The 26,401-nt window shown below is 71.1% G+C and carries 24 protein-coding genes; 21 read left to right on the top strand and 3 right to left on the bottom strand.

The features are described 5' to 3' along the window. The first annotated feature begins 34 nt into the window (after positions 1 to 34). The 20 genes from dacB to HJG52_RS16885 all read left to right on the top strand — a co-directional run bounded on the left by dacB (position 35) and on the right by HJG52_RS16885 (position 22,365). Positions 35 to 1,471, top strand: a complete 1,437-nt coding sequence (gene dacB / locus HJG52_RS16980) for a D-alanyl-D-alanine carboxypeptidase/D-alanyl-D-alanine endopeptidase (RefSeq protein WP_171244802.1) — start codon at positions 35 to 37, stop codon at positions 1,469 to 1,471. A gap of 29 nt (positions 1,472 to 1,500) precedes the next feature. After that, positions 1,501 to 2,565, top strand: a complete 1,065-nt coding sequence (locus HJG52_RS16975; protein WP_171244801.1) for a zinc-dependent metalloprotease — start codon at positions 1,501 to 1,503, stop codon at positions 2,563 to 2,565. A gap of 2 nt (positions 2,566 to 2,567) precedes the next feature. Next, entirely contained in the window at positions 2,568 to 3,548 is a 981-nt protein-coding gene (gene tilS / locus HJG52_RS16970; RefSeq protein ID WP_171244800.1) for a tRNA lysidine(34) synthetase TilS, read from the top strand. A 41-nt stretch (positions 3,549 to 3,589) separates the two neighbouring features. Next, a complete protein-coding gene (gene hpt, locus HJG52_RS16965) occupies positions 3,590 to 4,141 on the top strand; it encodes a hypoxanthine phosphoribosyltransferase (RefSeq protein ID WP_171244799.1) in 552 nt (183 codons plus the stop codon). Between the two features lie 204 nt (positions 4,142 to 4,345). Next, positions 4,346 to 5,080: an SDR family NAD(P)-dependent oxidoreductase gene (locus tag HJG52_RS16960; protein WP_171244798.1), complete on the top strand. Its 735-nt coding sequence runs from the start codon at positions 4,346 to 4,348 to the stop codon at positions 5,078 to 5,080. Between the two features lie 15 nt (positions 5,081 to 5,095). After that, positions 5,096 to 6,841: an FAD-dependent oxidoreductase gene (locus HJG52_RS16955; RefSeq protein ID WP_171244797.1), complete on the top strand. Its 1,746-nt coding sequence runs from the start codon at positions 5,096 to 5,098 to the stop codon at positions 6,839 to 6,841. Between the two features lie 2 nt (positions 6,842 to 6,843). Further along, positions 6,844 to 7,359 carry a DoxX family protein gene (locus tag HJG52_RS16950; RefSeq protein ID WP_171244796.1) on the top strand — a complete coding sequence of 172 codons (516 nt, stop codon included), beginning with the start codon at positions 6,844 to 6,846 and terminating at the stop codon, positions 7,357 to 7,359. A gap of 9 nt (positions 7,360 to 7,368) precedes the next feature. Beyond that, positions 7,369 to 7,827 carry a nuclear transport factor 2 family protein gene (locus tag HJG52_RS16945; protein ID WP_240978122.1) on the top strand — a complete coding sequence of 153 codons (459 nt, stop codon included), beginning with the start codon at positions 7,369 to 7,371 and terminating at the stop codon, positions 7,825 to 7,827. Then, a complete protein-coding gene (locus tag HJG52_RS16940) occupies positions 7,824 to 9,572 on the top strand; it encodes an FAD-dependent monooxygenase (RefSeq protein WP_171244795.1) in 1,749 nt (582 codons plus the stop codon). The genes HJG52_RS16945 and HJG52_RS16940 overlap by 4 nt, the downstream gene beginning before the upstream one ends. Positions 9,573 to 9,613: 41 nt before the next feature. Then, positions 9,614 to 10,537 carry a fumarylacetoacetate hydrolase family protein gene (locus HJG52_RS16935; RefSeq protein ID WP_171244794.1) on the top strand — a complete coding sequence of 308 codons (924 nt, stop codon included), beginning with the start codon at positions 9,614 to 9,616 and terminating at the stop codon, positions 10,535 to 10,537. Beyond that, complete coding sequence (locus HJG52_RS16930) at positions 10,534 to 11,454, top strand: VOC family protein (protein ID WP_171244793.1); 921 nt, start codon at positions 10,534 to 10,536, stop codon at positions 11,452 to 11,454. The genes HJG52_RS16935 and HJG52_RS16930 overlap by 4 nt, the downstream gene beginning before the upstream one ends. A 59-nt stretch (positions 11,455 to 11,513) precedes the next feature. After that, a complete protein-coding gene (locus HJG52_RS16925; RefSeq protein ID WP_171244900.1) occupies positions 11,514 to 12,350 on the top strand; it encodes a pyruvate, water dikinase regulatory protein in 837 nt (278 codons plus the stop codon). Between the two features lie 15 nt (positions 12,351 to 12,365). Beyond that, positions 12,366 to 14,765, top strand: coding sequence for a phosphoenolpyruvate synthase (ppsA, locus tag HJG52_RS16920; RefSeq protein ID WP_277352174.1), 2,400 nt, complete (start codon positions 12,366 to 12,368; stop codon positions 14,763 to 14,765). 1 nt (position 14,766) lies between these two features. Next, the gene (locus HJG52_RS16915; RefSeq protein ID WP_346767808.1) at positions 14,767 to 15,456 is read left to right on the top strand and encodes an FCD domain-containing protein; all 690 of its coding nucleotides are present in this window, start codon (positions 14,767 to 14,769) and stop codon (positions 15,454 to 15,456) included. Between the two features lie 118 nt (positions 15,457 to 15,574). Continuing rightward, entirely contained in the window at positions 15,575 to 17,686 is a 2,112-nt protein-coding gene (ftsH, locus tag HJG52_RS16910; RefSeq protein ID WP_171244792.1) for an ATP-dependent zinc metalloprotease FtsH, read from the top strand. A 78-nt stretch (positions 17,687 to 17,764) separates the two neighbouring features. After that, the gene (gene folE, locus HJG52_RS16905) at positions 17,765 to 18,373 is read left to right on the top strand and encodes a GTP cyclohydrolase I FolE (RefSeq protein WP_171244791.1); all 609 of its coding nucleotides are present in this window, start codon (positions 17,765 to 17,767) and stop codon (positions 18,371 to 18,373) included. A 22-nt stretch (positions 18,374 to 18,395) separates the two neighbouring features. Beyond that, positions 18,396 to 20,135, top strand: a complete 1,740-nt coding sequence (locus HJG52_RS16900) for a phosphatidylglycerol lysyltransferase domain-containing protein (RefSeq protein WP_171244790.1) — start codon at positions 18,396 to 18,398, stop codon at positions 20,133 to 20,135. After that, positions 20,135 to 20,983 carry a dihydropteroate synthase gene (gene folP / locus HJG52_RS16895; RefSeq protein WP_240978121.1) on the top strand — a complete coding sequence of 283 codons (849 nt, stop codon included), beginning with the start codon at positions 20,135 to 20,137 and terminating at the stop codon, positions 20,981 to 20,983. The genes HJG52_RS16900 and folP overlap by 1 nt, the downstream gene beginning before the upstream one ends. A gap of 9 nt (positions 20,984 to 20,992) precedes the next feature. Next, complete coding sequence (folK, locus tag HJG52_RS16890) at positions 20,993 to 21,880, top strand: 2-amino-4-hydroxy-6-hydroxymethyldihydropteridine diphosphokinase (RefSeq protein ID WP_171244789.1); 888 nt, start codon at positions 20,993 to 20,995, stop codon at positions 21,878 to 21,880. Continuing rightward, the gene (locus HJG52_RS16885; RefSeq protein WP_171244788.1) at positions 21,877 to 22,365 is read left to right on the top strand and encodes a DUF3180 family protein; all 489 of its coding nucleotides are present in this window, start codon (positions 21,877 to 21,879) and stop codon (positions 22,363 to 22,365) included. The genes folK and HJG52_RS16885 overlap by 4 nt, the downstream gene beginning before the upstream one ends. 3 nt (positions 22,366 to 22,368) lie before the next feature. Here HJG52_RS16885 and HJG52_RS16880 read toward each other — a convergent pair whose 3' ends face one another. Both HJG52_RS16880 and HJG52_RS16875 read right to left on the bottom strand, forming a co-directional pair. Next, entirely contained in the window at positions 22,369 to 23,541 is a 1,173-nt protein-coding gene (locus tag HJG52_RS16880) for an NADH-quinone oxidoreductase subunit D (RefSeq protein ID WP_171244787.1), read from the bottom strand. Positions 23,542 to 23,562: 21 nt separating this feature from the next. Continuing rightward, positions 23,563 to 24,138, bottom strand: coding sequence for a hypothetical protein (locus tag HJG52_RS16875; RefSeq protein ID WP_171244786.1), 576 nt, complete (start codon positions 24,136 to 24,138; stop codon positions 23,563 to 23,565). Between the two features lie 92 nt (positions 24,139 to 24,230). Here HJG52_RS16875 and HJG52_RS16870 point away from each other — a divergent pair, with 92 nt between their 5' ends. Next, a complete protein-coding gene (locus tag HJG52_RS16870; RefSeq protein ID WP_346767807.1) occupies positions 24,231 to 25,433 on the top strand; it encodes a cytochrome P450 in 1,203 nt (400 codons plus the stop codon). Here HJG52_RS16870 and HJG52_RS16865 read toward each other — a convergent pair. Next, positions 25,417 to 26,376, bottom strand: coding sequence for an SAM-dependent methyltransferase (locus tag HJG52_RS16865; RefSeq protein ID WP_346767806.1), 960 nt, complete (start codon positions 26,374 to 26,376; stop codon positions 25,417 to 25,419). The two genes, HJG52_RS16870 and HJG52_RS16865, sit on opposite strands and share 17 nt — an antisense overlap. Between the last annotated feature and the right edge of the window lie 25 nt (positions 26,377 to 26,401).

Raw genomic sequence — 26,401 nt, 5'->3', positions numbered from 1 at the left:
ACGTACTGCGCAAGTCCAGCCGACAGGGGGTCACGTGCGCCGCATCCTCGCCGGCACCGGGGTCGCCGTGCTGCTGGTCGCCGGGTACGGCGCCTTCGATGTCTACGACGTCGTGCCCGGCATACTCACCCGCGACGTGCCTGCCCCGGCACCCACGGTGACCCCGAGTGCGGGAGCCACCACGCCGGCCGTGGTCCTGCCCACCGTGGACGAGGCGGCGGTGCCGCTGGAGGCGGCCTCGGCGGGCGCGCCCATCCCGGCGGCGACGTCGCTGGCCCAGGTGATCGGGCGGGCCGCCAAGGACCCCGCCCTCGGTGCCAGCCCGGGCGTCGTCGTCCGTGACGCCTTCACCGGGCAGAACCTCTTCCGGCAGAACGCCGACACCGCCCGCCGCCCGGCCTCGACCGTCAAGCTGCTCACCGCGCTCGCCGTCTCCACGACCCTCGACCCGACCGCGACCCTGCCGACCACGGTGGTGCAGGGCTCCTCGCCGTCGCAGCTCGTCCTGGTCGCCGGCGGCGACAGCATGCTCGCCAAGGGCGCCGGCAACCCGGCCGCCGTGGAGGGGCGCGCCGGCCTGGGCGACCTCGCCCAGCAGGTCGCGACCGCCTTGGCGCCGTCGGGCACGACGAACGTCACCCTGCGGCTCGACACGACGTATGCCGCGGGGCCGCGGTACGCGCCGACGTGGGTCAAGGCGGACATCGACCAGGGCTTCACCGGCGGCGTCAGCATGCTCGGCCTCGCCGGCCAGCGGGCGGTGCCCTACCACCCGGCACCGCGCAACCCGGAGGCCGCGACGGCGGCGGCGTTCGTGGCCGCGCTCGCCAAGGTCGGCATCACCGCCACCCTCGCGCCGGCCTCCACGTGGGACACCAGGACCCCGGCCGGGGCAACCGAGCTGGGGCGGGTCGAGTCGGCGCCGATCGGTGACGTGCTCGCCCTGGCGCTGGCCGAAAGCGACAACGCCCTCACCGACGGACTGGCCCGCCAGGCCGCCGTGAAGAAGGGCGGTGGCACGTCGTTCGCCGCCGCCGTGAGCTTCGTGCTGAAACAGGCCCAGGCCAACGGGATCGACACCACCGGGGTGGTGCTCAAGGACACGAGCGGGTTGTCGGCCGGGCAGAAGGTGCCGCCGCGGGTCATCTCCGACGCGCTCCAGCGTGGTGCCGACGGCAGCGTGCCCGGCATGCAGGACGTCGTCGCGCAGCTGCCGGTGGCCGGGCTGAGCGGCACGCTCGCCGACCGGTTCAACACCAAGGGCACGCACGTCGTCGCCGGCAACGCCCGCGCCAAGACGGGCACGCTCACCGGGATCAGCTCGATCGCCGGCACCGTGGTCGACGCCGACGGACGGGTCCTGTCCTACGTCGTGCTCGCCGACGGTGTGCCCGCGGGTGTCGGAACCCTCAATGCCCGGGCGGCGTTGGACCGGTTCGTGGCGACCCTCGCCACCTGCGGCTGCCGCTGATGCGGTCCGAAGTCACTACGGTGGAGGCAATGAGCGTGCAGACTGCGGGGACGAAGTTCGTCGACTGGGAGTTCGCCAAGGCGACCGGCGGGCGGCTGGTACCTGCCGGGCCGAAGGTCTCGGCCGGTGAGGCCGCCGAGGTCGTGGCCGACATCCGGGCCGCGGCCGGCCGCGCCCAGCAGCCCGTCGCCGACACGGCCCGCCTCCACGCACCGGGTGACGCACCCGCGCCGATCGTCGTTGACCGGCCCACCTGGATCGCGCTCAACGCCGACTCGATGGCGTCCCTCATGGACCCGGTGCTCGGGAAGATCGCGGACGCCCAGAAGCGCGCCCCCGGTGCCGCCGCCCGCGCCGTCGGCGGCAAGGTCACCGGCGGTGAGGCCGGTGCGCTGCTCGCGTTCATGGCCGGGAAGGTGCTGGGCCAGTACGACCTCGCGCCCCAGGGCACGCCCCGGCTCATGCTCGTCGCGCCCAACCTCGTGCAGGTCGAGCGGGAGCTCGGTGTCGACCCCACGGACTTCCGGCTCTGGGTGTGCATGCACGAGGAGACCCACCGCGTGCAGTTCACTGCCGTGCCGTGGCTGCGCGACCACCTCATCGAGCGCGTCCGCACCCTGGCCACCGACCTCGTGCCCGACCCGGAGTCGTTGCAGGACACGCTGTCCCGCCTGACGTCGCAGCTTCCGGAGGCCTTCCGCAGCGGCGGCACCGGGCTCGTCGACGTCATCTCCACCCCCGAGCAGCGGGCCGAGCTGGCCGAGGTCACGGCCGTCATGTCGTTGCTGGAGGGCCACGCCGACGTCGTCATGGACGAGGTCGGGCCGCAGGTGATCCCGACGGTGGCCACGATCCGCAGCCGGTTCAACGAGCGGCGCAAGGGGGTCGGCGCGATCGACCGGGTGCTGCGCCGCCTGCTCGGGCTGGAGGCCAAGATGCGCCAGTACCGCGACGGAGCCGCGTTCGTCCGGCACGTCGTCGACACCGTCGGTGTCGACGGCTTCAACCGGGTGTGGGAGTCGCCGCAGACGCTCCCGAAGCCCGCCGAGATCGAGAATCCGGCGGCCTGGGTCGCCCGCGTGCACGGGGGGTAGCGGTGGCGGGCCCGCACCCGGCGACCGCGACGATCCGGCGCGCGGTCCGGGCGGCACTGGAGGAGGTCTCACCGGGGGACGTGGTGCTCGTCGCCTGCAGCGGTGGCGCCGACTCCTCGGCTTTGGCCGCGGCCACGGCCTTCGAGGCACCCAAGCTGGGGGTGCGGGCCGGGGTCGTCGTCGTCGACCATGGGCTCCAGACCGGTTCGGACAGCATCGCGCGCCGCGTCGCCGACTGGTGTCGCACCCTGGGTTTCGACCTGGTCCACATCACGCCCGTGCGGGTCGTGCAGGACGGTCACGGGCTCGAGGCCGCCGCGCGCGACGCCCGTTACGAGGCGCTCGACGTGGCGGCGGACCGCTACGGTGCGGCACTCGTGCTCCTCGGCCACACCCTCGACGACCAGGCCGAGCAGGTGCTGCTCGGGCTGGTGCGTGGTGCCGGCGCCCGGTCCCTGTCCGGTATGCCGCAGACGCGCGGCCGCTTCCGCCGTCCCCTGCTCGGGGTGACGAAACGGCAGTGTCGACAGCTGCTGGCCGACGAGGAGCTGGAGTGGTGGGACGACCCGATGAACGAGGACACCGCCTACGCCCGGGTGCGCGCCCGGTACGGGCTGGCCGACCTCGAACGGGCACTCGGACCCGGCGTGGCGCAGGCCTTGGCGCGCACGGCGACCCAGCTGCGTGAGGACGCCGACTTCCTCGACGCGCTCGCTGATGACGCGGTCACCGCGCTCGGGCCCGGGCCGTGGGCAGTCGATGACCTGCTCGCACTGGCGCGGCCCGTGCGGACCCGCGTGTGGCGACGGCTCGTGGTCGCGGCCGGTGCGCCGGCCGGTCAGGTGAGCACGCGGCATACCGACGCCTGCGACGCACTCCTCACCCGCTGGCACGGGCAGGGGCCGGTGAGCCTGCCCGGCCCTCTCACGGCGACCCGCAGCGACGGCCGGGTGTCCATCACCCGCCCGTCTCCGGTTGAATAGCACCGCACTCCACCACCGCGACGACACCGAGGAGCACAGCCGTGGACGCTGCCCACATGGGAGCAGACCTGGAGAAGGTCCTCATCACCGAGGACGAGATCCGCGCGCGGCTGCAGGAGCTGGCCGCCGAGATCTGGGCCGAGTACGACGGCAAGGACCTGTTGCTCGTCGGCGTCCTCAAGGGCGCGGTCATGGTGATGGCCGACCTCTCGCGGGCGCTGCCCGGCACCGCGCCGATGGACTGGATGGCGGTGTCGTCGTACGGGTCCGGCACCAAGAGCTCCGGCGTCGTGCGCATCCTCAAGGACCTCGACACCGACATCACCGGCAAGCACGTGCTCATCGTCGAGGACATCGTCGACTCCGGGCTGACGCTGTCGTGGATCAAGTCCAACCTCGAGTCGCGCAACCCCGCCTCGGTCGAGATCTGCACTCTGCTGCGCAAGCCCGAGGCCGCCAAGGTCGAGATCGACGTCAAGTGGGTCGGCTTCGACATCCCCAACGAGTTCGTCGTCGGCTACGGCCTCGACTACGCCGAGCAGTATCGCAACCTGCGCGACGTCGGCACCCTCGCGCCGCACGTCTACAGCTGACCTCGGCCTGACCCCACTGCAGCGCCCCGGCCGGGTCGGCCGGGGCGCTGACGTTTGGGGGCGCAGGGGTGCGCCCAGGGGCACCTCTGGCGCCCCCAAGTGCTTGGCGATTCCTGCTTCGGGAATGATTTTCGAAAATCTCTTGTTTTTTCGTCAATCGGAGCGGACCATGAGGTATCGCTCAGCACCCAAAGGAGGGTCGAGATGTCGTCACAAGGACGTGGCACAGACAGGGCCGAGCACGTAGTCGTCGTGGGTGGCACGCAGGGCCTCGGCTTCGAGATCGCCAAGGCCGCGGCGCAGCGTGGCCGGCGGGTGACCGTCGCGGGCCGTGACCCGGAGAAGGCCGAGAAGGCCGCCGCCGAGATCGGGACCTTGGCCGTCGCGGGCATCTGCGACCTCACCGACTGGGCCTCGCTGGAGGAGTTCTTCTCCGGCCTGGGCCCCATCGACCACCTCGTCCTCGCGGCCCTCGACCGCGACCAGAACGACATCAAGGACTTCCGTCCCGACGACGCCGCGAAGACGTCGCTGATGAAGAACGTCGGGTATGCCGCGAGCGTCCACTACGCGTTGCCGAAGCTCGCCGACACCGGCTCGGTGCTGATGTTCAGCGGCCTGTCCATGTGGCGGCCGATGCCCGGCTCGACGACCATCTCGATGGCCAACGCCGGAGTCGTGGGTCTCGCGAACTCCCTTGCCGTGCAGATCGCCCCGGTGCGGGTCAACGTCATCACGCCTGGTGTCGTCATGGGCACCGAGGCCGTCGACCACGCCGACCCGGTGCGCGCCGAGCAGTACGAGCGCCTGCGCCAGCGCACGCCGGGAAAGCGGCTCCCGGTAACCGACGACATCGTCAACGCGGCCTTTGCCCTCCTCGACAACCCCGGCATCAACGCGTCGAACCTCGTGGTCGACGCCGGAATGCACCTGAGCTGAAAGGGAATCGACACGATGCGAACTGTCGAGACCGACGTCCTCGTTGTCGGCGCGGGCCCCGCGGGCCTGACGACGACCGCCCTCCTGGCGCGCGACGGCATACCCGTCATCGCCGTCAACAAGTATCCCGACTGTGCGCACACGCCCCGTGCACACATCACCAACCAGCGCGCCATGGAGGTGTTCCGCGACCTCGGCGTCGAGGAGCAGGTGCTCGCCCGCGCCCTCCCCGGCGACCAGATGGGCCACAACGTCTGGGCCACCAGCGTCGCGGGGCGTGAGCTCGCCCGCATGTACGCCTGGGGGAGCGGGCCGCAGCGCAAGGGCGACTACGAGAACGCGAGCCCCTGCACGATGGTCAACATCGGGCAGCACGACCTCGAGCCGGTGCTGCGTGACCGGGCCCTCGAGCTCGGGGCGGACCTGCGGTTCAACACCGAGTTGGTCGAGATCACCCAGGACGAAACCGCTGTCACCGCAACGGTTCTCGACCGCGTCACGGACGAGCGCTACGTCATAAGGGCACGGTATGCCGTGGGGGCCGACGGCGGGCGCAGTCTCGTCGCGGAATCGCTGGGCTTCCCGTTCGAGGGGGAGACCGGCCTCGGCACCGCCGTCAACATCTGGCTCGAGGCCGACCTCGAGAAGTACCGAGCGGACCGCCCGGGCGCGCTGTTCCTCACGATCCAGCCGGGTCGTGACTTCTGGCTCGGCGCAGGCACGTTCATCACCGTCCGCCCCTGGAACGAATGGGTCCTCATCGTGGTCTACGACCCCGAGAAGGAGACGATCGACCTCACCGAGGAGGGGCTGACCGCCCGCGCCCGCAAGGTCATCGGCGACCCCGACGTGCCGATCCGGATCAAGAACGTCTCGCAGTGGCAGCTCAACCACGTGGTGGCGACTCGCTACCGCAACGGTCGTGTCTTCCTCGCCGGCGACGCGGCGCACCGCCACCCGCCGGCCAACGGCCTGGGCAGCAACACCTCCGTGCAGGACGGCTACAACCTCGCGTGGAAGCTGTCGCACGTCGTCCGCGGCCTCGCCGGCGACGCCCTCCTCGACAGCTACCACGACGAGCGCCAACCGGTGGGCCGCCAGGTCGTCGACCGGGCGCTGGAGAGCGTGGGGGTGTTCGGCCGGATCCCGTCCATCTTCGGCGTCGAGGCAGGCCAGTCCGACGAGGAGGGCGAGGCGGCCCTCGAGCGGTTCTTCGGCGACAACGACGAGGGTCGCGACCGTCGCGCCAAGCTCCAGGAAGCCTTGGAGGCCAATGAGTTCCACTTCAACGCCCACGGTGTCGAGCTCGGCCAGCGCTACTCGTCGACGGCCGCCGTGCCGGACGGGCCGATGCCCGAGTACACCAAGGACCCACAGCTCTACTACCAGCCGACCACCTGGCCCGGCGCCTACCTGCCCCACGTGTGGGTCGTCCGCGACGGCAAGCGGGTCTCGACCCTCGACCTCGCCGGTCAGGGCGAGTTCACCCTCCTCACCGGCATCGGTGGCGAGGAGTGGGCAGCCGCGGCGGCGAAGGTCGGCGACGAGCTAGGCGTCCCCATCCGGGCGCACCTCGTGGGTCGCGGCCGCGACGTCGACGACGCGTATGCCGCGTGGGCCGGTGCCCGTGAGGTCGCCGAGGACGGAGCCGTCCTGGTCCGTCCCGACCGCTACGTCGGCTGGCGTGCCCAGACCCTGGGTGACGACCCGACGGGAGACCTGCGCTCCGCCCTCCGATCGATCCTGTCCACGAAGGAGTGACCATGCAGACCAGCACCGACCTCGGCCTGCTCATCCTGCGGCTCGTCATCGGCGGGCTGATCCTGGCCCACGGCAGCCAGAAGGCGTTCGGCGCCTTCGGCGGCCTGGGACCGGACGGCACGGCGCCGATCTTCGAGACCTGGGGCTTCCGGCCCGGCCGCAGCCGCGTCCTGCTCGCGGCGACGGTGGAGATCGCCGGTTCGGCCCTGCTCATCCTCGGGCTGCTCACGCCACTCGGCGCCGCCATGGTCGCCGGCACCCTGGTCGTCGCCGCGTCGGTCAACGCCGACAAGGGACTCTGGGCGGTCAAGGGTGGCTACGAGCTACCCCTGCTCTACGCCCTCGTCGCCGCGGCCCTCGCCTTCACCGGGCCGGGTCGCATCTCCGTCGACCACGCAATCGGGCTCACCGAGTCCTACTCGCCGCTCACCGGTGTGGTCGCCGTCCTCGTCGCCGCCCTGGCGGCATACGTCTTCATCGCCTCGTCCCGGCGCGCCCGCCGGACCCAGCCCGCATAAGGAGTCCCCATGAGCACCGACGTCACCACCAGCGCCCCCATGACCGACGAGGCTCGTAAGGCCGTCGCCCTGGAGTACCTCAAGCGGCTCGACCGCGGCGAGGACTTCTTCGAGCTCTTCGACGACCACATCCAGTTCTACTTCCCCAAGGTCGGCCTGGTGAACGGGATCGACGCCACCAAGGAGGCGTTCGGCCAGGTCGCCTCCCTGCTCAAGGGCATCACCCACGACTACGCCTACTTCAACTACGTCGTGAACGGTGACACCGTCGTCGTGGAAGGAACGTCCTCGGGCACCACCGTCGACGGCGTCGAGTTCCGCGCCGGCGTCACCCACGCCGGTCGCTGGTGCGACGTCCTCGAGATCCGCGACGGCCGCATCCAGCGGCTTTTCGTCTACCTCGACCCCGACTACGCGGGCGCCGACACCGACCGATACCCGTGGCTGGCAAAGGAATCCGCGTCATGAGCGACATCACGACCGACGTCCTCGTCGTCGGGGCAGGCCCGGCCGGTCTGACCATGGCCGCCCTGCTGGCCCGGGAGGGCATCGACGCGGTCACCGTCACCAAGTACCCCGGCACCGCCCACTCGCCCCGCGCGCACATCACCAACCAGCGCACGGTCGAGGTGTTTCGTGACCTCGGCATCGAGGACCAGGTCAAGGCGGTCGCGACCGACAACGACCTCATGGGCAACAACGTCTGGGCCACGAGCTTCGCCGGTGAGGAGCTCGCCCGCCTGCTCACGTGGGGCAGCGGGCCCGAGCGCCACAGCGAGTACCAGCTGGCCAGCCCGTCGAAGATGTGCAACATCCCGCAACACATCCTCGAGCCCGAGCTGCTGCGCGCCGCAACGGGATTCGGCGCCGACATCCGGTTCTCCACCGAGCTGGTGCACATCACCCAGGACACCGACGGCGTCACCGCCACCGTCAAGGAGCGCGACACCGGCGAGACGCACCAGATCCGTGCGAAGTACGTCGTGGGCGCCGACGGTGGTCGCTCCCTCGTCGCCCAGGGGCTCGGCTTCGACTTCACCGGCGAGTCCGGTCTCGGCGCGGCGGTCAACGTCTGGCTCGAAGCCGACCTCACGAAGTACACCGCCCACCGCCCCGGCACCCTCTACTGGATGAGCCAGCCCGGCAACGACTACTGGGTCGGCTCCGGCACCTGGATCTGCGTCAAGCCGTGGACCGAGTGGGTGCTGCTGTTCATGTACGACCCGAGCCAGGGGGAGCCGGACCTCTCCGAGGCGGCCGTCACCGAGCGCGCGCGGACGACGATCGGGGACCCCGACGTCGACATCCGCATCAAGTCGGTCAGCACGTGGCAGATCAACCACGTCGTCGCCGACCGCTACCGCGAGGGCCGCGCCTTCCTCGTCGGCGACGCCGCACACCGGCACCCGCCGGCCAACGGCCTGGGCACCAACACCTCGATCCAGGACTCGTTCAACCTCGCGTGGAAGCTCGCCTATGTGTTGCAGGGCAAGGCCGGTGAGGCGCTGCTCGACAGCTACGACGCCGAGCGGCAGCCCGTCGGCAAGCAGGTCGTCGACCGCGCCATGAAGTCGGTGCAGGACATGCTGCCGATCAGCCAGGCCTTCGGTTTCGGCCCCGGCCAGAGCAACGAGGAGGGGGCGGCCGCCCTGCGTGGCCTCTTCGAGCCCGGCCCGAAGGGCGAGGCCCGACGCCGGGAGCTCGCCACCGCCGTCGAGCTCCAGAACTACCAGTTCAACGCTCTCGGCGTGGAGATCGACCAGCGGTATGCCGCGGGCGCAGTCGTCGACGACGGCACCCCGTGGCCCGAGCCCGACCGCGACCCCGAGCTGCACCACCACCCCACGACCCACCCGGGCGCCCGCCTTCCCCACGCGTGGCTCGAGAAGGACGGCCGGGCGGCCTCCACCCTCGACCTCACCGGCAGGGGCGGCTTCACCGTCCTCACCGGGACGGGCGGACAGCCCTGGGTCGACGCCGCCACCAAGCTCGCCGAGCAGCTCGACGTGCCGCTGACCGCGCACGTCGTCGGCCACGAGGAGTGGGCCGACGTCCTCGGCCGCTGGGCGACGCTGCGCGAGGTCGAGGACACCGGCGTCCTGCTGGTGCGACCCGACCACCACATCGCCTACCGCGCGCCGCGGCTCACCGACAACCCGGCCGGAGACCTCGAGGCGGCCCTGCGCCAGGTGCTCGCCCTCGACGGTCGCTGACCGACAGACCCCAAAGACCAAGCACAGCAAGGAGATTCGACATGAGACTCGCAAACCTCGACGGCCGTGCAGTGCTCGTCGTCCGCGACGAGGGCGGTGCCGACGTCGCCGTCGACGTCCACAAGGCCAGCGACGGCCGCTTCGGCCCCGAGCTTGCCCCGGTGTATGCCGCGTGGCCGGCTTTCCGGGACTGGGCCACCTCCGCGGCCGACCAGCTGTCGGCGGCTGGCTCCGCGCCCGTCGACGCCGAGCCCATCGACCCCGAGCGGCTCGGTGCCCCGTCACCCGAGCCGCGGCAGATCGTCGCGATCGGGCTCAACTACACCGAGCACGCCGCGGAGTCCGGCTTCGAGGCCCCGGACGGGCTGCCCCCGGTCTTCCCGAAGTTCGTCAGCAGCCTCAGCGGCCCGGTCACGACGGTGACGCTGCCCGAGGGCGGCAACACCGACTGGGAGGTCGAGCTGGTCGCGGTGATCGGCACCCAAACCACGGGCGTCACCGAGGACGAGGCCTGGGACCACATTGCCGGTGTCACCCTCGGTCAGGACCTCTCCGAGCGCGTCAGCCAGCTCGCCGGTCCGGTGCCGCAGTTCGGTCTCGGCAAGTCCTTCCCGGGCTTCACCCCGACCGGGCCGTGGCTCGTCACCGTCGACGAGCTCGCCGACCGCGACGACGTCAAGCTCACCGCGCAGCTCGACGACGAGGTGGTCCAGGACGGCACCACCGCCAAGCTGATCGTGCCCGTCGCCCGGCTCGTCGCCGAGCTCTCCAAGGTCATCACGCTCTACCCGGGTGACCTGCTCTTCACCGGAACCCCGGAGGGCGTGGGCCTGGGCCGCAAGCCCCCCAAGTACATCCAGCCCGGCCAGGTGCTCGTCAGCCGGGCCGAGGGGATCGGCGAGCTCCGCCAGACGTTCGTCGCCGATTCGGCGCAGAATGCAACCACGGAAGGAAGTGCGTCATGAGCCTGCACGGTCTGAGCCACGTGATCATGGGTGTCCCCAACGTCGCGGAGACGTCCGCCTACTACACCGACTTCGGTCTCGCCCAGGGGGAGCAGGGCCGCTTCTCGACGGTCGAGGGCGGTGAGCAGCTGCGGGTCGTGCAGACGCCGCGCCGCCGCCTCGTCGAGCTGGGCGTCCGCGCCGACGACACCGACGACCTCGCCCGCATCGCGGCCAACCTGCGGGCCATGGGTGTCACCCCGAGGCTCGAGGGCGACTCGCTGGTGGCCACCGAGCCGGTCGCCGACTTCGACGTCCGGGTGTCGGTGCGCCCGCGGCTCGTGCAGCAGGAGCTGCCCCCGACGCCCTACAACGGGCCGGGCCGCGTCGACCGCCACGGCCGCGCGCCCGGCATCGTGCGCGAGGAGCCGGTGCGCCCGCGCAAGCTCGGCCACGCCGTCGCCGGCACGGTCGACGTCCAGGCGACGATGCGGTTCTTCGTCGACGGCCTGGGCTTCAAGGTGTCCGACTACATCGGCGACAAGGGTGCGTTCCTGCGGTGCTCCAGCGACCACCACAACTTCCTCGCGCTCCAGTCGCCGATCAACTACCTGCACCACACCAGCTGGCAGGTGCAGGACATCGACGACGTGGGCCGCGGCGCGACGAGCATGCTCGAGGGCAACCCGGAGCGCCACATCTGGGGCCTGGGCCGGCACTTCGCCGGGTCCAACTTCTTCTGGTACCTCAAGGACCCGGCCGGCAACTTCTCCGAGTACTACTCCGACCTCGACGTGATCCCCGAGGAGGAGATCTGGGAGCCCTCCGTCCTCGAGGGCGCCCAGGGCCTCTACAGCTGGGGTCCGCCGCCCCCGCCGTCGTTTCTCCACCCCGAGGATCTCGCGGCGCTCATGACCGGCGCGCACAGCAAGGCCTAGGGTCTCCTAGACTCGCGGCCGTGGCGACGGAGCACGAGGTGAGCGCGGTGGGGGAGGGTATGCCGTCCGGTTCCGCCACCGCCCCCACCCCCGTCTTCTTCGTGGCCGGGGGCACGGGCATCTCCGCCGAGACGCTCGGCAACCTCATGCTCCAGCAGTTCCCGTCGCTGTCGTTCTCGCGGCGCAAGATCCCGTTCATCCGCACCGTCGAGCAGATGCGCGACGTGGTGGTCGAGCTCGACAGCTCGATGACCGAGCAGGTGACTCCACTGGTCTTCTCGACCGTCTCGGACGAGGAGATCCGCCAGGAGCTGCTGCGCACCAAGTGCGCCGTGATCGACCTGTTCGGCCCACCGCTGGACGACGTCGAGCGCGTCCTGCACGTCAACGCGACCCACGGCACGGCCGCCCTGCACGGGCTCGGAGACACCCGCCGCTACGACGCGCGGATGAAGGCGATCGAGTACGCCATGGAGCACGACGACGGGGCGAGCCTGCGCAACCTCGAGTCAGCCGACCTCATCCTCGTCGCGCCGTCGCGGTGCGGGAAGACACCCACGTCGATGTACCTCGCGCTCCAGCACGGCCTCAAGGTGGCGAACTACCCGCTGGTCGACGAGGACTTCGACACCGGCGACCTGCCGCGCCCGATCAAGGACCTGGGCGACCGGTGCTTCGGGCTGCTGTCGACGCCCGCCCGGCTCAGCCAGGTCCGGGGCGAGCGTCGGCCGGGCTCGAAGTACGCCAGCCTCGCGCAGTGCAGCTACGAGCTGCGGCGGGCCGAGGCCCTCTACCGGGCCCACCGCATCCCCTCGATCAACTCGGCCAAGATGTCGGTCGAGGAGATGGCCGCGGTCATCATGCAGAGCGCGCACCTGTCGAGCCTGTCGAGCTAACCGGAAGGAACACCCTTGAGCACCAACGAAACCGAGAACATCGCCTGGTTCAAGGACCTCGGCATGGGCGACGTCGAGCGCGTCGGCGGCAAGAACGCCTCGCTCGGCGAGATGGTGCAGCACCTGTCCAAGGCGGGCGTCTCGGTGCCCAACGGGTTCGCGACCACGGCCGACGCCTACCGCCGGTTCCTCGCCCACGAGGGCCTCGCTGACCGCATCAACGGCATCCTCGGCGGGCTCGACGTCGAGGACACCCGGGCGCTCGCCCAAGCCGGCTCCGAGATCCGGCAAGCCGTCGAGGAGCAGCCCTTCCCGCCCGACCTCGAAGCCGACATCCGCGCGGCATACGACACTCTCGTCGGTGAGCAGGGCGACGAGGCCAGCTTCGCCGTCCGCTCGAGCGCCACCGCCGAGGACCTGCCCGACGCGTCCTTCGCCGGGCAGCAGGAGACGTTCCTCAACGTGCGCGGCATCGACGCGGTCCTCCAGGCGATCCGGCTGGTCTTCGCCTCGCTCTACAACGACCGCGCCATCTCCTACCGCGTGCACAGCAACTTCGACCACGAGGCCGTCGCGCTGTCGGCGGGCGTGCAGCGCATGGTCCGCTCCGACATCGGCGCGTCCGGCGTGATGTTCACCATCGACACCGAGTCCGGCTTCCCCGACGCCGTGTTCGTCACGAGCAGCTACGGCCTCGGTGAGGCCGTCGTCCAGGGCGCGGTCAACCCCGACGAGTTCTACGTCTACAAGCCGGCCCTGCGCGCCGGCCGGCCCGCGGTGCTCAAGCGCGGCGTCGGCGGCAAGGCCACCAAGATGGTCTACACCGAGGACTCCGAGGTGGGCCGCTCCACCGAGTTCGTCGACGTCGACGAGGCCGAGCGCGGCAAGCTCAGCCTCACCGACGCCGAGGTGACCGAGCTGGCCCAGCACGCCCTGGCGATCGAGGAGCACTACGGCCGCCCCATGGACATCGAGTGGGGCAAGGACGGCGTCGACGGCAAGCTCTACATCCTCCAGGCGCGCCCCGAGACGGTGAAGTCGCGCGAGACCGGCTCGACGCTGCAGCGGTTCCGCATGGACGGCAAGCGCGACGAGTCCGCCGTCATCGTCGAGGGCCGCGCCATCGGCCAGAAGATAGGTGCCGGCAAGGTCCGCATCCTGAAGTCCGCCGAGGAGATGCACGACTTCGAGAAGGGCGACGTCCTCGTCGCCGACATGACCGACCCCGACTGGGAGCCGATCATGAAGCGCGCCAGCGCGATCGTCACCAACCGCGGCGGCCGCACGGCGCACGCCGCGATCATCTCCCGCGAGCTCGGCATCCCCGCGGTCGTCGGCACCGGCACGGCGACCCGCGACCTCACCGAGGGCCAGGAGGTCACCGTCTCCTGCGCCGAGGGCGACACCGGCTACGTCTACGACGGCCTGCGCGACTTCACCGTCACCGAGACCGCGCTCGACGACATGCCCGACATCCCGGTCAAGATCATGATGAACATCGGCACGCCCGACCAAGCCTTCGAGTACTCGCGGCTGCCCAACGCCGGCATCGGCCTGGCGCGCCTGGAGTTCATCATCAACCGCCAGATCGGGATCCACCCGCGGGCCCTGCTCGAGCTCGACGACCAGGAGCCCGAGCTCAAGGCCGAGATCGAGGCCCTCATCGAGGCCTACCCCGGTCCGCGCGAGTTCTTCGTGCAGCGCGTGGCGGAGGGCGTCTCGATGCTCGCGGCGGCGTTCGCGCCCGAGCCGGTCATCGTGCGCATGTCCGACTTCAAGAGCAACGAGTATGCCGGGATGCTGGGTGGCGCTCGCTACGAGCCGGACGAGGAGAATCCGATGATCGGGTACCGCGGCGCCTCGCGGTACCTCTCGGAGGACTTTGCCGAGTGCTTCGCGATGGAGTGCGAGGCGCTGAAGTACGTCCGTGACGAGATGGGCCTCACCAACGTCAAGGTGATGATCCCGTTCGTGCGCACGACCGCCGAGGCGCAGGGCGTCATCGACCTGCTCGCCGCGCACGGCCTCGTCCGCGGAGAGAACGGCCTCCAGGTCGTGATGATGTGCGAGGTGCCCTCGAACGCGGTCAACGCCGCCGACTTCCTCGAGCACTTCGACGGCTTCTCGATCGGGTCCAACGACCTCACCCAGCTCACCTTGGGCCTCGACCGCGACTCCTCCCTCGTCGCGGGCTCCTTCGACGAGCGCGACCCGGCGGTCAAGCGCATGCTCACCCTCGCCATCGAGGCGTGCCTGGAGCGGGGCAAGTACGTCGGCATCTGCGGCCAGGGCCCGTCGGACCACCCGGACCTCGCGGAGTGGCTGATGGACCAGGGCATCGAGACCATGTCGCTCAACCCCGACACCGTGGTCGAGACCTGGCTGTCGCTGGCCAAGCACGCCAAGGGATCGTGACGTGGCCGCTCGGGCTCGCGCCAACACCGACGCCATCCACGCGCAGCTGCGCGCGGAGGTGCTCGGTGGGATCTTCGAGCCCGGCGAGCGGCTCAAGTTCGCGGCGCTGGCCGAACGCTACGGAGCCAGCGTCAGCGTCCTGCGCGAGGCGCTGACCCGGCTCGTCGAGCAGGGCCTGGTCACCGCCGAGACCAATGTCGGCTTCCGGGTCATGCCGGTCTCGATCGAGGACCTGCGCGACCTCACCGCCACCCGCATCGACATCGAGTCGCTCGCCCTGCGCTACTCCATCGAGCGGGGCGGGGTCGAGTGGGAGTCCGACCTCGTCGCCTGCCACCACCGGCTCGAGCGCACCCCGATGCTCACCGACGACGCCCCCGTGCGGATCAGCGACGACTGGGAAGCCGCCCACGCGGCATACCACTCGGCCCTCATCGCCGGCTGCGAGAGCCCGCGGCTGCTCAGCATCGCCTGCGGGCTGCGCGACGCCGCCGGGCTCTACCGGCGCTGGTCCCAGCCGCGCGAGCCCGACCGTGACGTGGCCGGCGAGCACCGCCGCATTCTCGACGCGACCCTGGCCCGCGACGCGGACGCCGCGACCGAGGCGTTGCGGGCCCACTTCCAGCACACCGCCGACATCCTGGAGAGTGCCCTCGGAGGTGCGGAACACCTGCGTGTCCCGGCTCGTTGACCAGCACGGACCCCAGGTATGCCGCGTAGTACCGTCGTGGGGACGCCGCGCCCAGGCAGGGTGGCGGCACCGAGCGTGATCGAGCAGGAGGAACGGGGACGCCATCCCCGCCACACACATGGATTTCAAGCGCATCCTTCGAGCCCCGTTGTTCTGGGTCGTGGCCGTCGTCGCGATCACGCTCATCGTGTTCGGGTTCAGCGACAGCGGGGGCTACACCCGCATCGACACCTCGGCGGCCCAGACCCTCATCAGTGACAAGAAGGTCGAGAAGGTCACGATCACGAACAACGAGATCGTCGACCTCGACCTCAAGAAGGGCCAGACGTACTCCGACGGCGAGAACGTCAAGAACGCCACCAAGGTCCGCACCGAGTACGTCGAGGCGGCCGGACCCGGGTTCATCCAGCTGCTCAAGGACAACCCGCCGCCCGGTGGCGTGAACCAGGACAACAAGGACACCAACCCGCTGCTGGCGATGCTCGGGTCGCTGCTGCCGATCATCATCCTGCTGGGCCTGTTCTGGTTCCTCATGAGCCAGATGCAGGGCGGTGGGTCGCGGGTCATGCAGTTCGGCAAGTCCCGCGCCAAGCTCGCGACCAAGGACACCCCGAAGGTCACCTTCGCCGACGTCGCGGGTGCCGACGAGGCGGTCGAGGAGCTCCACGAGATCGTCGAGTTCCTGCGCGAGCCGGCCAAGTTCCTCGCCGTCGGCGCCAAGATCCCCAAGGGGGTCCTGCTCTACGGCCAGCCGGGTACCGGCAAGACGCTGCTCGCCCGCGCCGTCGCCGGTGAGGCGGGTGTGCCGTTCTACTCGATCTCCGGTTCGGACTTCGTCGAGATGTTCGTCGGTGTCGGTGCCTCGCGGGTCCGTGACCTGTTCGAGCAGGCCAAGGCCAACGCGCCCGCCATCGTCTTCGTTGACGAGATCGACGCCGTCGGCCGCCACCGTGGCGCCGGCCTCGGCGGCGGTCACGACGAGCGCGAGCAGACCCTCAACCAGCTGCTCGTCGAGATGGACGGCTTCGACGTCAAGACCAACGTCATCCTCATCGCGGCCACCAACCGGCCCGACATCCTCGACCCGGCGCTGCTGCGCCCCGGCCGCTTCGACCGGCAGATCGCGGTCGAGAACCCCGACATGATCGGCCGCCACCGCATCCTCGAGGTGCACGCGCAGGGCAAGCCGATGGCCACCGGCGTCGACCTGCTCGCCGTCGCGCGCCGCACGCCCGGGTTCACCGGTGCCGACCTGGCCAACGTCCTCAACGAGGCGGCGCTGCTCACCGCGCGCAGCGACAAGAAGCTCATCGACGACGCCTCGCTCGACGAGGCGATCGACCGCGTCATCGCCGGCCCCCAGAAGCGCACGCGCATCATGTCGGCCAAGGAACGCAAGATCACGGCATACCACGAGGGAGGCCACGCCCTCGTCGCCGCGGCGATGAACCACCTCGACCCCGTCACCAAGGTGACGATCCTGCCGCGCGGTCGCGCACTCGGCTACACGATGGTGATGCCGACCGACGACAAGTACTCCACGACCCGCAACGAGATCCTCGACCAGCTGTCGTACGCCCTCGGTGGCCGCGTCGCCGAGGAGGTCGTCTTCCACGACCCCACCACCGGTGCCGCCAACGACATCGAGAAGGCCACCGGCATGGCCCGCAAGATGGTCACCGAGTACGGCATGAGCGAGCGGATCGGCGCGATCAAGCTCGGCCAGAGCCAGGGTGAGGTGTTCCTCGGCCGCGACATGGGGCACGAGCGCGACTACTCCGAGGAGATCGCGAGCGTCGTCGACGAGGAGGTGCGCAAGCTCATCGAGAACGCGCACGACGAGGCGTGGCACGTCATCAACGACAACCGCGACATCCTCGACCGGCTCGTCCTCGACCTGCTCGAGCACGAGACGCTCAACGCCAAGGAGCTCGCCGAGATCTTCAAGGACGTGCGCAAGCGTCCGTTGCGCCCGACCTGGCTGTCGAGCGAGACGCGGTTCCTGTCCGACCAGCCGCCGGTCCTCACCCCGGCCGAGAAGGCCGCGCAGAACGGCAGCAACGGCAACAGCCTCGAGTCGGCCGGCACCAACCGCGAGACCGCCGAGGCGATCGACCGGGCCGCCGAGGCCGGTGCCACCAAGATCCCCGAGGAGCACCCGCCGACCGAGGTCATCGAGGTGCCCGAGGGCGGCCGCGTCGACCCCTCGAACAACCCCGACCAGACATGAGCGCTCGCTGAGGGGGTCGGCCGGGCCACGCCCGGACCGGCGTTCGGCGGACGATCGCCCATCCGGTTGACTGTGCCCATGACCGACGACACGCACACGACCGTCGAGGGCCGGCTCGACATCGACCACGAGCGGGCCGAGGCGGCCGTCCGCGAGCTGCTGCTGGCCATCGGCGAGGACCCGGACCGTGAGGGGCTGCGCGAGACGCCCGCGCGGGTCGCGCGTGCGTATGCCGAGATCTTCGCCGGCCTCGGCATGGACGCGGCCGATGTGCTCTCGAAGACCTTCGAGATCGACCACGAGGAGATGATCGTGGTGCGTGACATCGAGGTCTACTCGATGTGCGAGCACCACCTCGTGCCGTTCCACGGGGTCGCGCACGTCGGCTACATCCCCACCAAGGACGGTCGCGTCACCGGGCTGTCCAAGCTCGCGCGCCTCGTCGACCTCTACGCCCGCCGGCCGCAGGTGCAGGAGCGACTCACCACCCAGATCGCCGACGCCCTCGTCAACCACCTCGGCGCCCAGGGCGTCATCGTCGTCGTCGAGTGCGAGCACCTGTGCATGTCGATGCGCGGGGTCCGCAAGCCGGGCTCGCGCACCATCACCTCCGCCGTGCGCGGGCAGCTGCGTGACGCGGCGACCCGCGCCGAGGCCATGTCCCTGCTGCTGGGCGGCAACCGGTGAGCAACAGCCGGGGTGTCAGACGGTGACCGAAGGCGAGCACACGCGGACGCCCGCCCGGCTTCCCGGCATACTCGCGCCCTCGCGGGCCCCGCGGCTGCTGGGCAACCTCACGTACGCCGTGGGGACGATCGACCTCGTCACCGGCCTGCTGCACGGTTTGCGAGTCCGGCTCGCCGAGGTGACCGAGGTCCTGCCCGGTGCGCTGTCGGCCGCGGCGGCGGCCGCGACGGTCGTGTCCGGCCTGTTCCTCATCCTGCTCGGCCACTCGCTCAAGCGGCGCAAGCGTCGCGCCTGGCGGGCGGCGGTGGGACTCCTGTCGATCTCGGTGCTGCTGCACGCGGTCAAGGTCGAGCCGGTGGCGGCGCTGGTCTCGACCGTGGGCCTGGTCCTGCTGGTGCGCAACCGCGAGGAGTTCTTCGCCATCGGGGACCCGCGCTCGCGCTGGGCCGCCGTGCGGGCGTTCGTGGTGCTGACACTGGTGTCGTTCGCCGTCGCGGCGGTGCTGTTCGCGCTCAACCGGCGCGAGCTCGTGGGCGGCTTCCCGGGGCCGGTCGACTTCTTCCTCGAAGTGGTGCTGGGTGCGGTGGGCCTCGACGGGCCGGTCCAGTTCACCCGCGACCGCACGGCCGACACGGTCGGGTCGGTGCTGCTGGGCCTGGGCCTCATGACCACGCTCACGACGATCTACCTCGCGCTGCGGCCGGCCGAGCCGCGCCCGCACCTCACCGACGCCGACGACGTCGCGCTGCGTGCACTCATGGGTCGGCACGCCGACTCCCTCGCCTACTTCAACACCCGGCGCGACAAGTCGGTGGTCTGGTCACCGACCGGGAAGGCAGCGGTCGCCTACCGCGTCGTGTCGGGCGTCATGCTCGCCAGCGGTGACCCCGTCGGGGACCCCGAGGCATGGCCGGGCGCCATGACCGTCTTCGTCGAGGAGGCGCGGCGGCACGCCTGGACCCCGGCCGTGCTCGGCTGCACCGAACAGGCCGGGAAGGTCTGGGTCCGCGAGACCGGCTTCTCCGCGCTCGAGCTGGGTGACGAGGCGGTCATCGACACCTCGACGTTCACTCTCGAGGGCAGGCCCATGCGCAACGTGCGCCAGATGGTGGCGCGCGTCGCGCGGGCCGGGTATGCCGTGGAGGTCACCCGGGTGCGCGACGTGCCACCCGACGGCCGCAGCCAGGCCCTCCGGGACGCCGCGTCGTGGCGCTCGTCGGACACCGAGCGCGGGTTCTCGATGGCGCTGGGGCGACTGCTCGACGAGGCCGACCCGGACTGCGTCTTCGTGACCGCGCGCCAGGACGGGCAGGTGCGGGCGTTCCTGCAGTTCGTCCCGTGGGGTGCCGACGGGATGTCCCTGGACGTCATGCGCCGGGACTCCAGCGCCGACCCGGGCGTCAACGAGCTGATGATCGCGACGGCGCTGCGGGAGGCCCCCGAACTGGGCGTGCGGTGGGTGTCGCTGAACTTCGCCGCCTTCCGGTCCGCCTTGGAACGTGGTGAACGGCTGGGCGCCGGTCCGGTGCTGAAGCTGTGGCGCAAGGCCCTGCTCTTCGCGTCGCGGTGGCTGCAGATCGAGAGCCTCTACCGGTTCAACGCCAAGTTCGGGCCGCAGTGGCAGCCGCGGTTCCTCGTCTATCCGACCGCGTCGGACCTGCCGCGGGTCGCGCTCGCCGCGCTGGAGGCGGAGGCGTTCCTCACCTGGCCGCGGCTGCGCTGGCTGGAGGGCATGCTGACCGGGGAGAGGAGTGAGGGCTGATGGCAGTGACCGAGTGGCCGATGCGTCGCGAGGACGGGCTTCCCGTCGTGATGGGCGTGGTCAACGTGACACCCGACTCGTTCAGCGACGGCGGTGAGTGGTTCGAACCGGAGGCCGCAGTGGCCCACGGCCGCGAGCTGCTGCTGCAGGGCGCCGACATCCTCGACGTGGGAGGCGAGTCGACGCGGCCGGGTGCCGAGCGTCCGACGGTCCAGGAGGAGCTGCGCCGGGTGGTGCCGGTCGTCGGTGCCCTCGCTGCCGAGGGGGCGGTGGTGTCGATCGACACCATGCGGGCGCACGTCGCACAGGCCGCCCTCGACGCCGGGGCCGCGGTCGTCAACGACGTCAGCGGTGGCCTCGCCGACCCGGACATGGCCTCGGTCGTCGCTGCGGCCCGGGCGCCTTTCGTCGTCATGCACTGGCGCGGCCACAGCGCCGACATGCAGCAGCGGGCGACCTACGACGACGTCGTCAGCGACGTGGCGCGCGAGCTGCGCCAGCGGTTGCACGAGCTCGTCGACGCCGGGGTGGCCCCCGAGCAGGTCGTGCTCGACCCGGGGTTCGGGTTCGCCAAGCTCGCCGAGCACAACTGGCGGCTGCTGGCCCACCTCGACCGCATCATGGCGCTCGGTCGTCCCGTGCTGGTCGGCACCTCGCGCAAGACGTTCCTCGGGCGACTCGGGGTGGCCGACGGCGGCATGCCCCGTGACCCGCTCGAGCGCGACGTCGCCACCGCCGCCACGTCGGTGCACGCCGCCCGAGCCGGGGCCTGGGGCGTCCGGGTCCACCACGTCCCGTCCACGCTCGACGCGCTACGCGTCGACCAGGCCATCAGGGCGGCTCGGTAGGTTTCCACCATGAGTGACCAGATCGTCCTCAAGGGCATCTCCGCCAAGGGCTTCCACGGCGTGCTCGACTTCGAGAAGCGCGACGGCCAGACCTTCGTTGTCGACGTCACCATGACCGTCGACCTCACCCCGGCCGGCACCAGCGACGACCTCGCCGACACGGTCAACTACGCCGAGGTCGCCGGCGACGTCGTCGCCCTGATCACCGGCGAGCCGTTGGACCTCATCGAGGCACTCGCGTCGCGGATCGCCGACAAGGTGCTGACCCGGCCCCTGGTCGAGGCGGTGGAGGTGGTGGTCCACAAGCCCGAGGCGCCAGTCGGCCACCCGTTCACCGACGTGCAGGTGGTGGTGACCCGCGAGCGCAGCGCCGAGGTCGTCATCGCCATGGGCTCCAATCTCGGTGAGTCGCTGGAGACCCTGCACGACGCGGCCATAGCCCTGTTCACTCTGCTCGGCGGTGACGTCCAGGTGTCCGGGCTCTACGAGACGGATGCGGTCGGCGGACCCGACCAGCCGGCATACCTCAACGCGGTGGTCGTGGGGAGCACGCACCTGGCACCGTCGTCGCTGCTTGCGGAGCTTCACGACATCGAGCAGGCACATGGCCGCACCCGCGAGATCCGTTGGGGCCCAAGGACTCTCGATCTTGACCTGGTGCAGTACGGCGACCCCGTCTTCGACACCGACGTCGTCATGGACACCCCCACCCTGACCCTGCCGCACCCGCGAGCCCACGAACGCGGGTTCGTCCTCGTGCCGTGGGTGCAGGTGGACCCCGAGGCGGTGCTGCGCGTCGACGGCGAGGTTCGACGCGTGGCCGACCTCGTGCACGACGTCGACGTGTCAGGCATCCGACCCGGACCCGACGTCGACCTCCTGGAGGGGCCATGGTGAACGACGGACGCGGCGTGCGCTGGTCGCTGCTCGCCATGGTCGCCCTCGTCGTCGGGGTGGTGTCGTGGGTCGGGTGGCGGTTCTGGCTGGCGTCCGGCCACCTGCTCGGCGGCGCATCGTGGGTGTCGGCGGTCCTGCTGGTCGTCATGGCGGCGCTCGTCATCGGCGCGGGGCTGCCCGTGCGGCGGTTCCTGCGCGGGCGCGCCACGAAGCCGCTCAGCCCGATCCGGGCCGCGCGGACGCTCGTGCTCGCCCAGGCGGCCGCCCTCACCGGGTCGGCCGTGCTCGGCTGGTATGCCGCGCAGGTCGCCCACGCGGTGGCCGAGATCGACCTGCCGGGATACCGCTCGGTGCTGTGGCGGCTGCTCGCGCTGTGCGTCGGTGCGGTCGTGCTGGCCGTGGCGGGCATGGTCACCCAGGCGTGGTGCCGCGTCGACGGCGACGGCCCGGCCGCCGGGGATGACCAGGGAGGCGCGCCGGCCTGACTCCTACTTGTCGATGTCGCCGACGACGAAGAACATCGACCCCAGGATCGCGACCATGTCGGCGATGAGGTTGCCCGGCAGCACCTCGCCGAGCACCGACACGTTGTTGAACGACGCCGACCGCAGCTTCAGCCGCCACGGGGTCTTCTCGCCACGCGACACGAGGTAGTAGCCGTTGAACCCCAAGGGGTTCTCCGTCGCGGTGTACTGGTCGCCCTCGGGGACCTTGAGCACCTTGGGCAGCCGGACGTTGACCGGTCCGCGCCCCAGCGAGCGCATCCGGTCGATGCACGCGTCGGCGAGGTCGAGGCTCACGTGCACCTGCTCGAGCAGCACCTCCAGCCGCGCCAGGCAGTCCCCGTCGGTGCGGGTCACGACACGGCCGGGGCCGCCGTCGGCGAACAGCTCGGCATACGCCAGGTAGGGCTCGTCCCGCCGGAGGTCGACGTCGACGCCAGAGGCGCGGGCAATCGGTCCTGAAACCCCATACGCCGCAATGGTTTCCGGCGTGAGGACGCCCACCCCGCGGGTGCGGGCCTCGAGGATCTCGTTGCCGACGATCATGGCCTCGAGGTCGGGCAGGCGGCGCCGCACGCTGGTGACGGCGGCAGCAGCCCGGTCCAGCCAGCCCGCGGGCAGGTCCTCCTTGAGGCCCCCGACCCGGTTGAACATGTAGTGGAGCCGACCTCCCGCGGCCTCCTCCATGACGGCCTGCAGCTCCTCCCGCTCGCGGAAGGCGTAGAAGATCGGGGTGATCGCGCCCAGCTCGAGGGGGTAGGAGCCGAGGAACATCAGGTGGTTGAGCACCCGGTTGAGCTCGGCGAGCAGGGTGCGCGCCCACACCGCCCGCTCGGGCACCTCCATGCCCAGCATCGACTCGACACCGAGCACCACACCGAGCTCGGAGGAGAACGCCGACAACCAGTCGTGCCGGTTGGCGAGGACCACGATCTGCCGGTAGTCGCGGACCTCGAACAGCTTCTCCGCGCCCCGGTGCATGTAGCCCACGACCGGGTCGGCGCGGACGATGCGCTCACCGTCCACGACGATGCGCAGCCGGAGCACGCCGTGCGTGGCCGGGTGCTGCGGCCCGATGTTGAGCACCATGTCGGCGGTGGCCAGGCCACCCGCGCCCATGCCGACGCTCAGCTCACGCTGGCTCGGCTCGGAGGACATGCGCCTCAGGCTAGGCCATGCTCACTTGGGGCAGCCGGGGATGTTGTCGGCCGAGACCAGCCAGCCCTTGTCGTCGAGCTTGAACAGGACGGTGTTCTCCCGCGCGGGCAGGTCGGCCAGAGCCGCCGCATCGACCGACTTGGTCTGCAGCGGCTCGTCGGCCGCGACGCAGTGGTGGACGAGCACCCGGGCCCCGTCGGCGACCGGCACGGTGTAGGTCAGCTTGGCGTTCTGGTTCGTGTAGGGCTCCTTGCCCTTGAACGGCGTCGTGGGCACTCCGCTGCGGGCGAGCTTGGTGTCGTCGAGGCCCTTCCAGGTCCACCGGTCGATCTCCAGCACCGTCGTGTCGCCGACCTTGCTGCTCTTGGTGACGGTGCCGTACTCGAAGGCGCGTCCCTTGTCGTCGCTGGTCGGCGCCGCCGGCTTGGGTGCGGGCTTGGGCTTGGAGGCCGAGCTCGCCGTGACGGTGGGGGTCACCGTCACGGTCACGTTGCCGCCTGGCTGGGTGTCGCCGCCGCAGCCGGCGAGGGCGGTGGCGGTGACGAGGGCGCCGGCAGCGAGTGCGCACGCACGCGCGCGGTTGGTGCGCTGGGTCATGGGGACGGGGTCCTTTCGAGGAACAGCAGCCATCCAGTGTGCCGGGGAGGGGCCGCCTGACAAAACTCGCCGGCCTGCGGCAGGCTGCTGCCGTGCCCGCCACCACCGCCGTCGACGCCGCTGACTTCCTCGACCTGACCGACCCCGCAGTGGTCGCCGACCCCTACCCGCACCTGGCCGAGCTGCGTGCCGCGGCGCCCTTCGCCTGGCACTCGGGAATGCGCACGTGGCTGGCCACCGGCCACGCCGAGGCCGGTGCCGTCCTGCGGGACCGTCGTCTCGGTCGCATCTTCGGCCCGCGCACGCCCGAGGCCGAGTGGGACACCTTCAACTGGCTGCACGCCGACTCGATCCTCGACAGCGAACCGCCCAAGCACACCCGGCTGCGGCGCCTCGTCGCCGGCGCGTTCGGCCGCGGTCACGTCCAGCGCCTCGCGCCGCGCATCGAGGAGCTCGCCCAGGGCCTGCTCGCCCAGCTGCCCGACGGGTCGTTCGACGTGATCGAGCAGTATGCCGAGCCGTTGCCCGTGCTCGTCATCGCCGAGCTGCTCGGGGTGCCCGAGGCCGACCGGCACCTGTTGCGCCCGTGGTCCCAGGCCATCGTGCGCATGTACGAGGTCGACCGGACCCCGGCCGAAGAGGCGGCCGCGCGGACCGCGGCAGGTGAGTTCGCGGCATACGTGGAGGAGCTTGCGGCACACCGCGCGAAGGCGCCCGGCGAGGACCTGCTCACCGACCTCGTCCAGGCGCGCGACGGCTCGGACCGGCTCTCGGCCCACGAGCTGGTCGCGACGGCAGTGCTGCTGCTCAACGCCGGGCACGAGGCGAGCGTCAACGGGTTCGGCAACGGGCTGCACTCGTGGCTCACCGCGCCCGCACGGCCCGCGGTCGACGCCACGGACCCGGCCGCGGTCGACCGGCTCGTGGAGGAGTTCCTGCGCCACGACTCGCCGCTGCACCTCTTCGAGCGCACGGCCAAGGAACCGACGTCGGTGGCGGGGGTCGAGCTTGCGCCCGGCGACAAGGTTGCGGCCCTGCTCGGCGCGGCCAACCGCGACCCGGCCGTCTTCGCCGACCCGAACCGGTTCGACCCGACGCGCGACCCCAACCCGCACCTCGCGTTCGGCGCCGGCATCCACTTCTGCATCGGCGCTCCGCTGGCCCGGCTCGAGCTCGCCATCTCACTGCGGACGCTGCTCGGGCGGCACCCGCGGCTCGAGGTGGTGGAGGCGGTGCAGCGGCCGACGTTCGTCCTGCGCGGCTTCGAGCGGCTCGTCGTCAGCCCCGCCGGCTGAACGCCCAGAGGAAGTCGCCGAAACCGCCCTCGGCCGTGAGGGCCGTCGCCGCGCTGGCCTGCTCGAGAGCGGAGAGGTATGCCGCGGGGTCGGTCCGTGCGAGCGTCACGGGTGGCGTCCGGGTCTGGATTCCCAAGCGACGCAACGCTGTTCGCTGGTCGACGACGTCGTCGTGCTCGAGGGAGTCCATCGCGACGTGCGCGGTGATGTCGCTGCTGCCGTCGGGGACGGGCGCGACCTGGTGGCCGTCACGGTATGCCGTGAGCGAGCCGAGCGGCGGTCGCATCGCTGCCGTGTGGCCGTAGTCGATGGCGAGCGCCAGTCCGTTGTCGATGCGGGAGAGGAGGTCGAGCCAGGCGAGGTCGCGCGCGAGGCCGATCTCGACCCGGGTTTCGGCTTGCGTTGTGGGCCAGTGCTTTTCGGCCCAGGTGAGCTCGTCGCCGCGTACTGGGTCGCCCCAGGCCTCGGTCCCGGTGGTGGGGTCGACCAGACGCTCGCGCAGGCTGCCGTCGTCGTCCACCTCGGCGATCGTGCAGGGCACCACGTCGAGCCACTCGTGGGCGACGACCAGTGCGTCGGTGAGACCGTTGAGCCCGTCCGGCAGGGCGGCGCCGCCGGGGGAGTGGAGCCACCGCACGTCGTCGGGGAGTCCGTCGGGTCGGGCCACCACGTCGACGCCGGTGAGCGCCACGGTCGGTGACCCGCCCCCGGAAGCCCGCTGCGCGGCATACAGATGCGTCAGCAGCTCACCGCGTCCGGCGCCGACGTCGACGACGTGGGTCAGGCCGTTCTCGGTGGCGAGGCGCAGCAGCGCCTCGGCCAGCACGCGCCCGGTGGGTCCGTGCGTGGCGGTCGTGAAGTGCCCGGCCGGCCCGGTGGGGGAGCGGTAGAAGCCGTCGTCGCCATACAGCGCGTCCTGCCACGCGGTCGCCCAAGTCTCCACCCCCCCATCCTTACGAAGTTGAGTG

The sequence above is a fragment of the Knoellia koreensis genome (assembly GCF_013041615.1).
In the GTDB taxonomy this organism is placed as follows: domain Bacteria; phylum Actinomycetota; class Actinomycetes; order Actinomycetales; family Dermatophilaceae; genus Pedococcus; species Pedococcus koreensis.
Note: the sequence above shows the minus strand (reverse complement) of the source record. Positions and strands in the feature narration are given on the sequence as shown.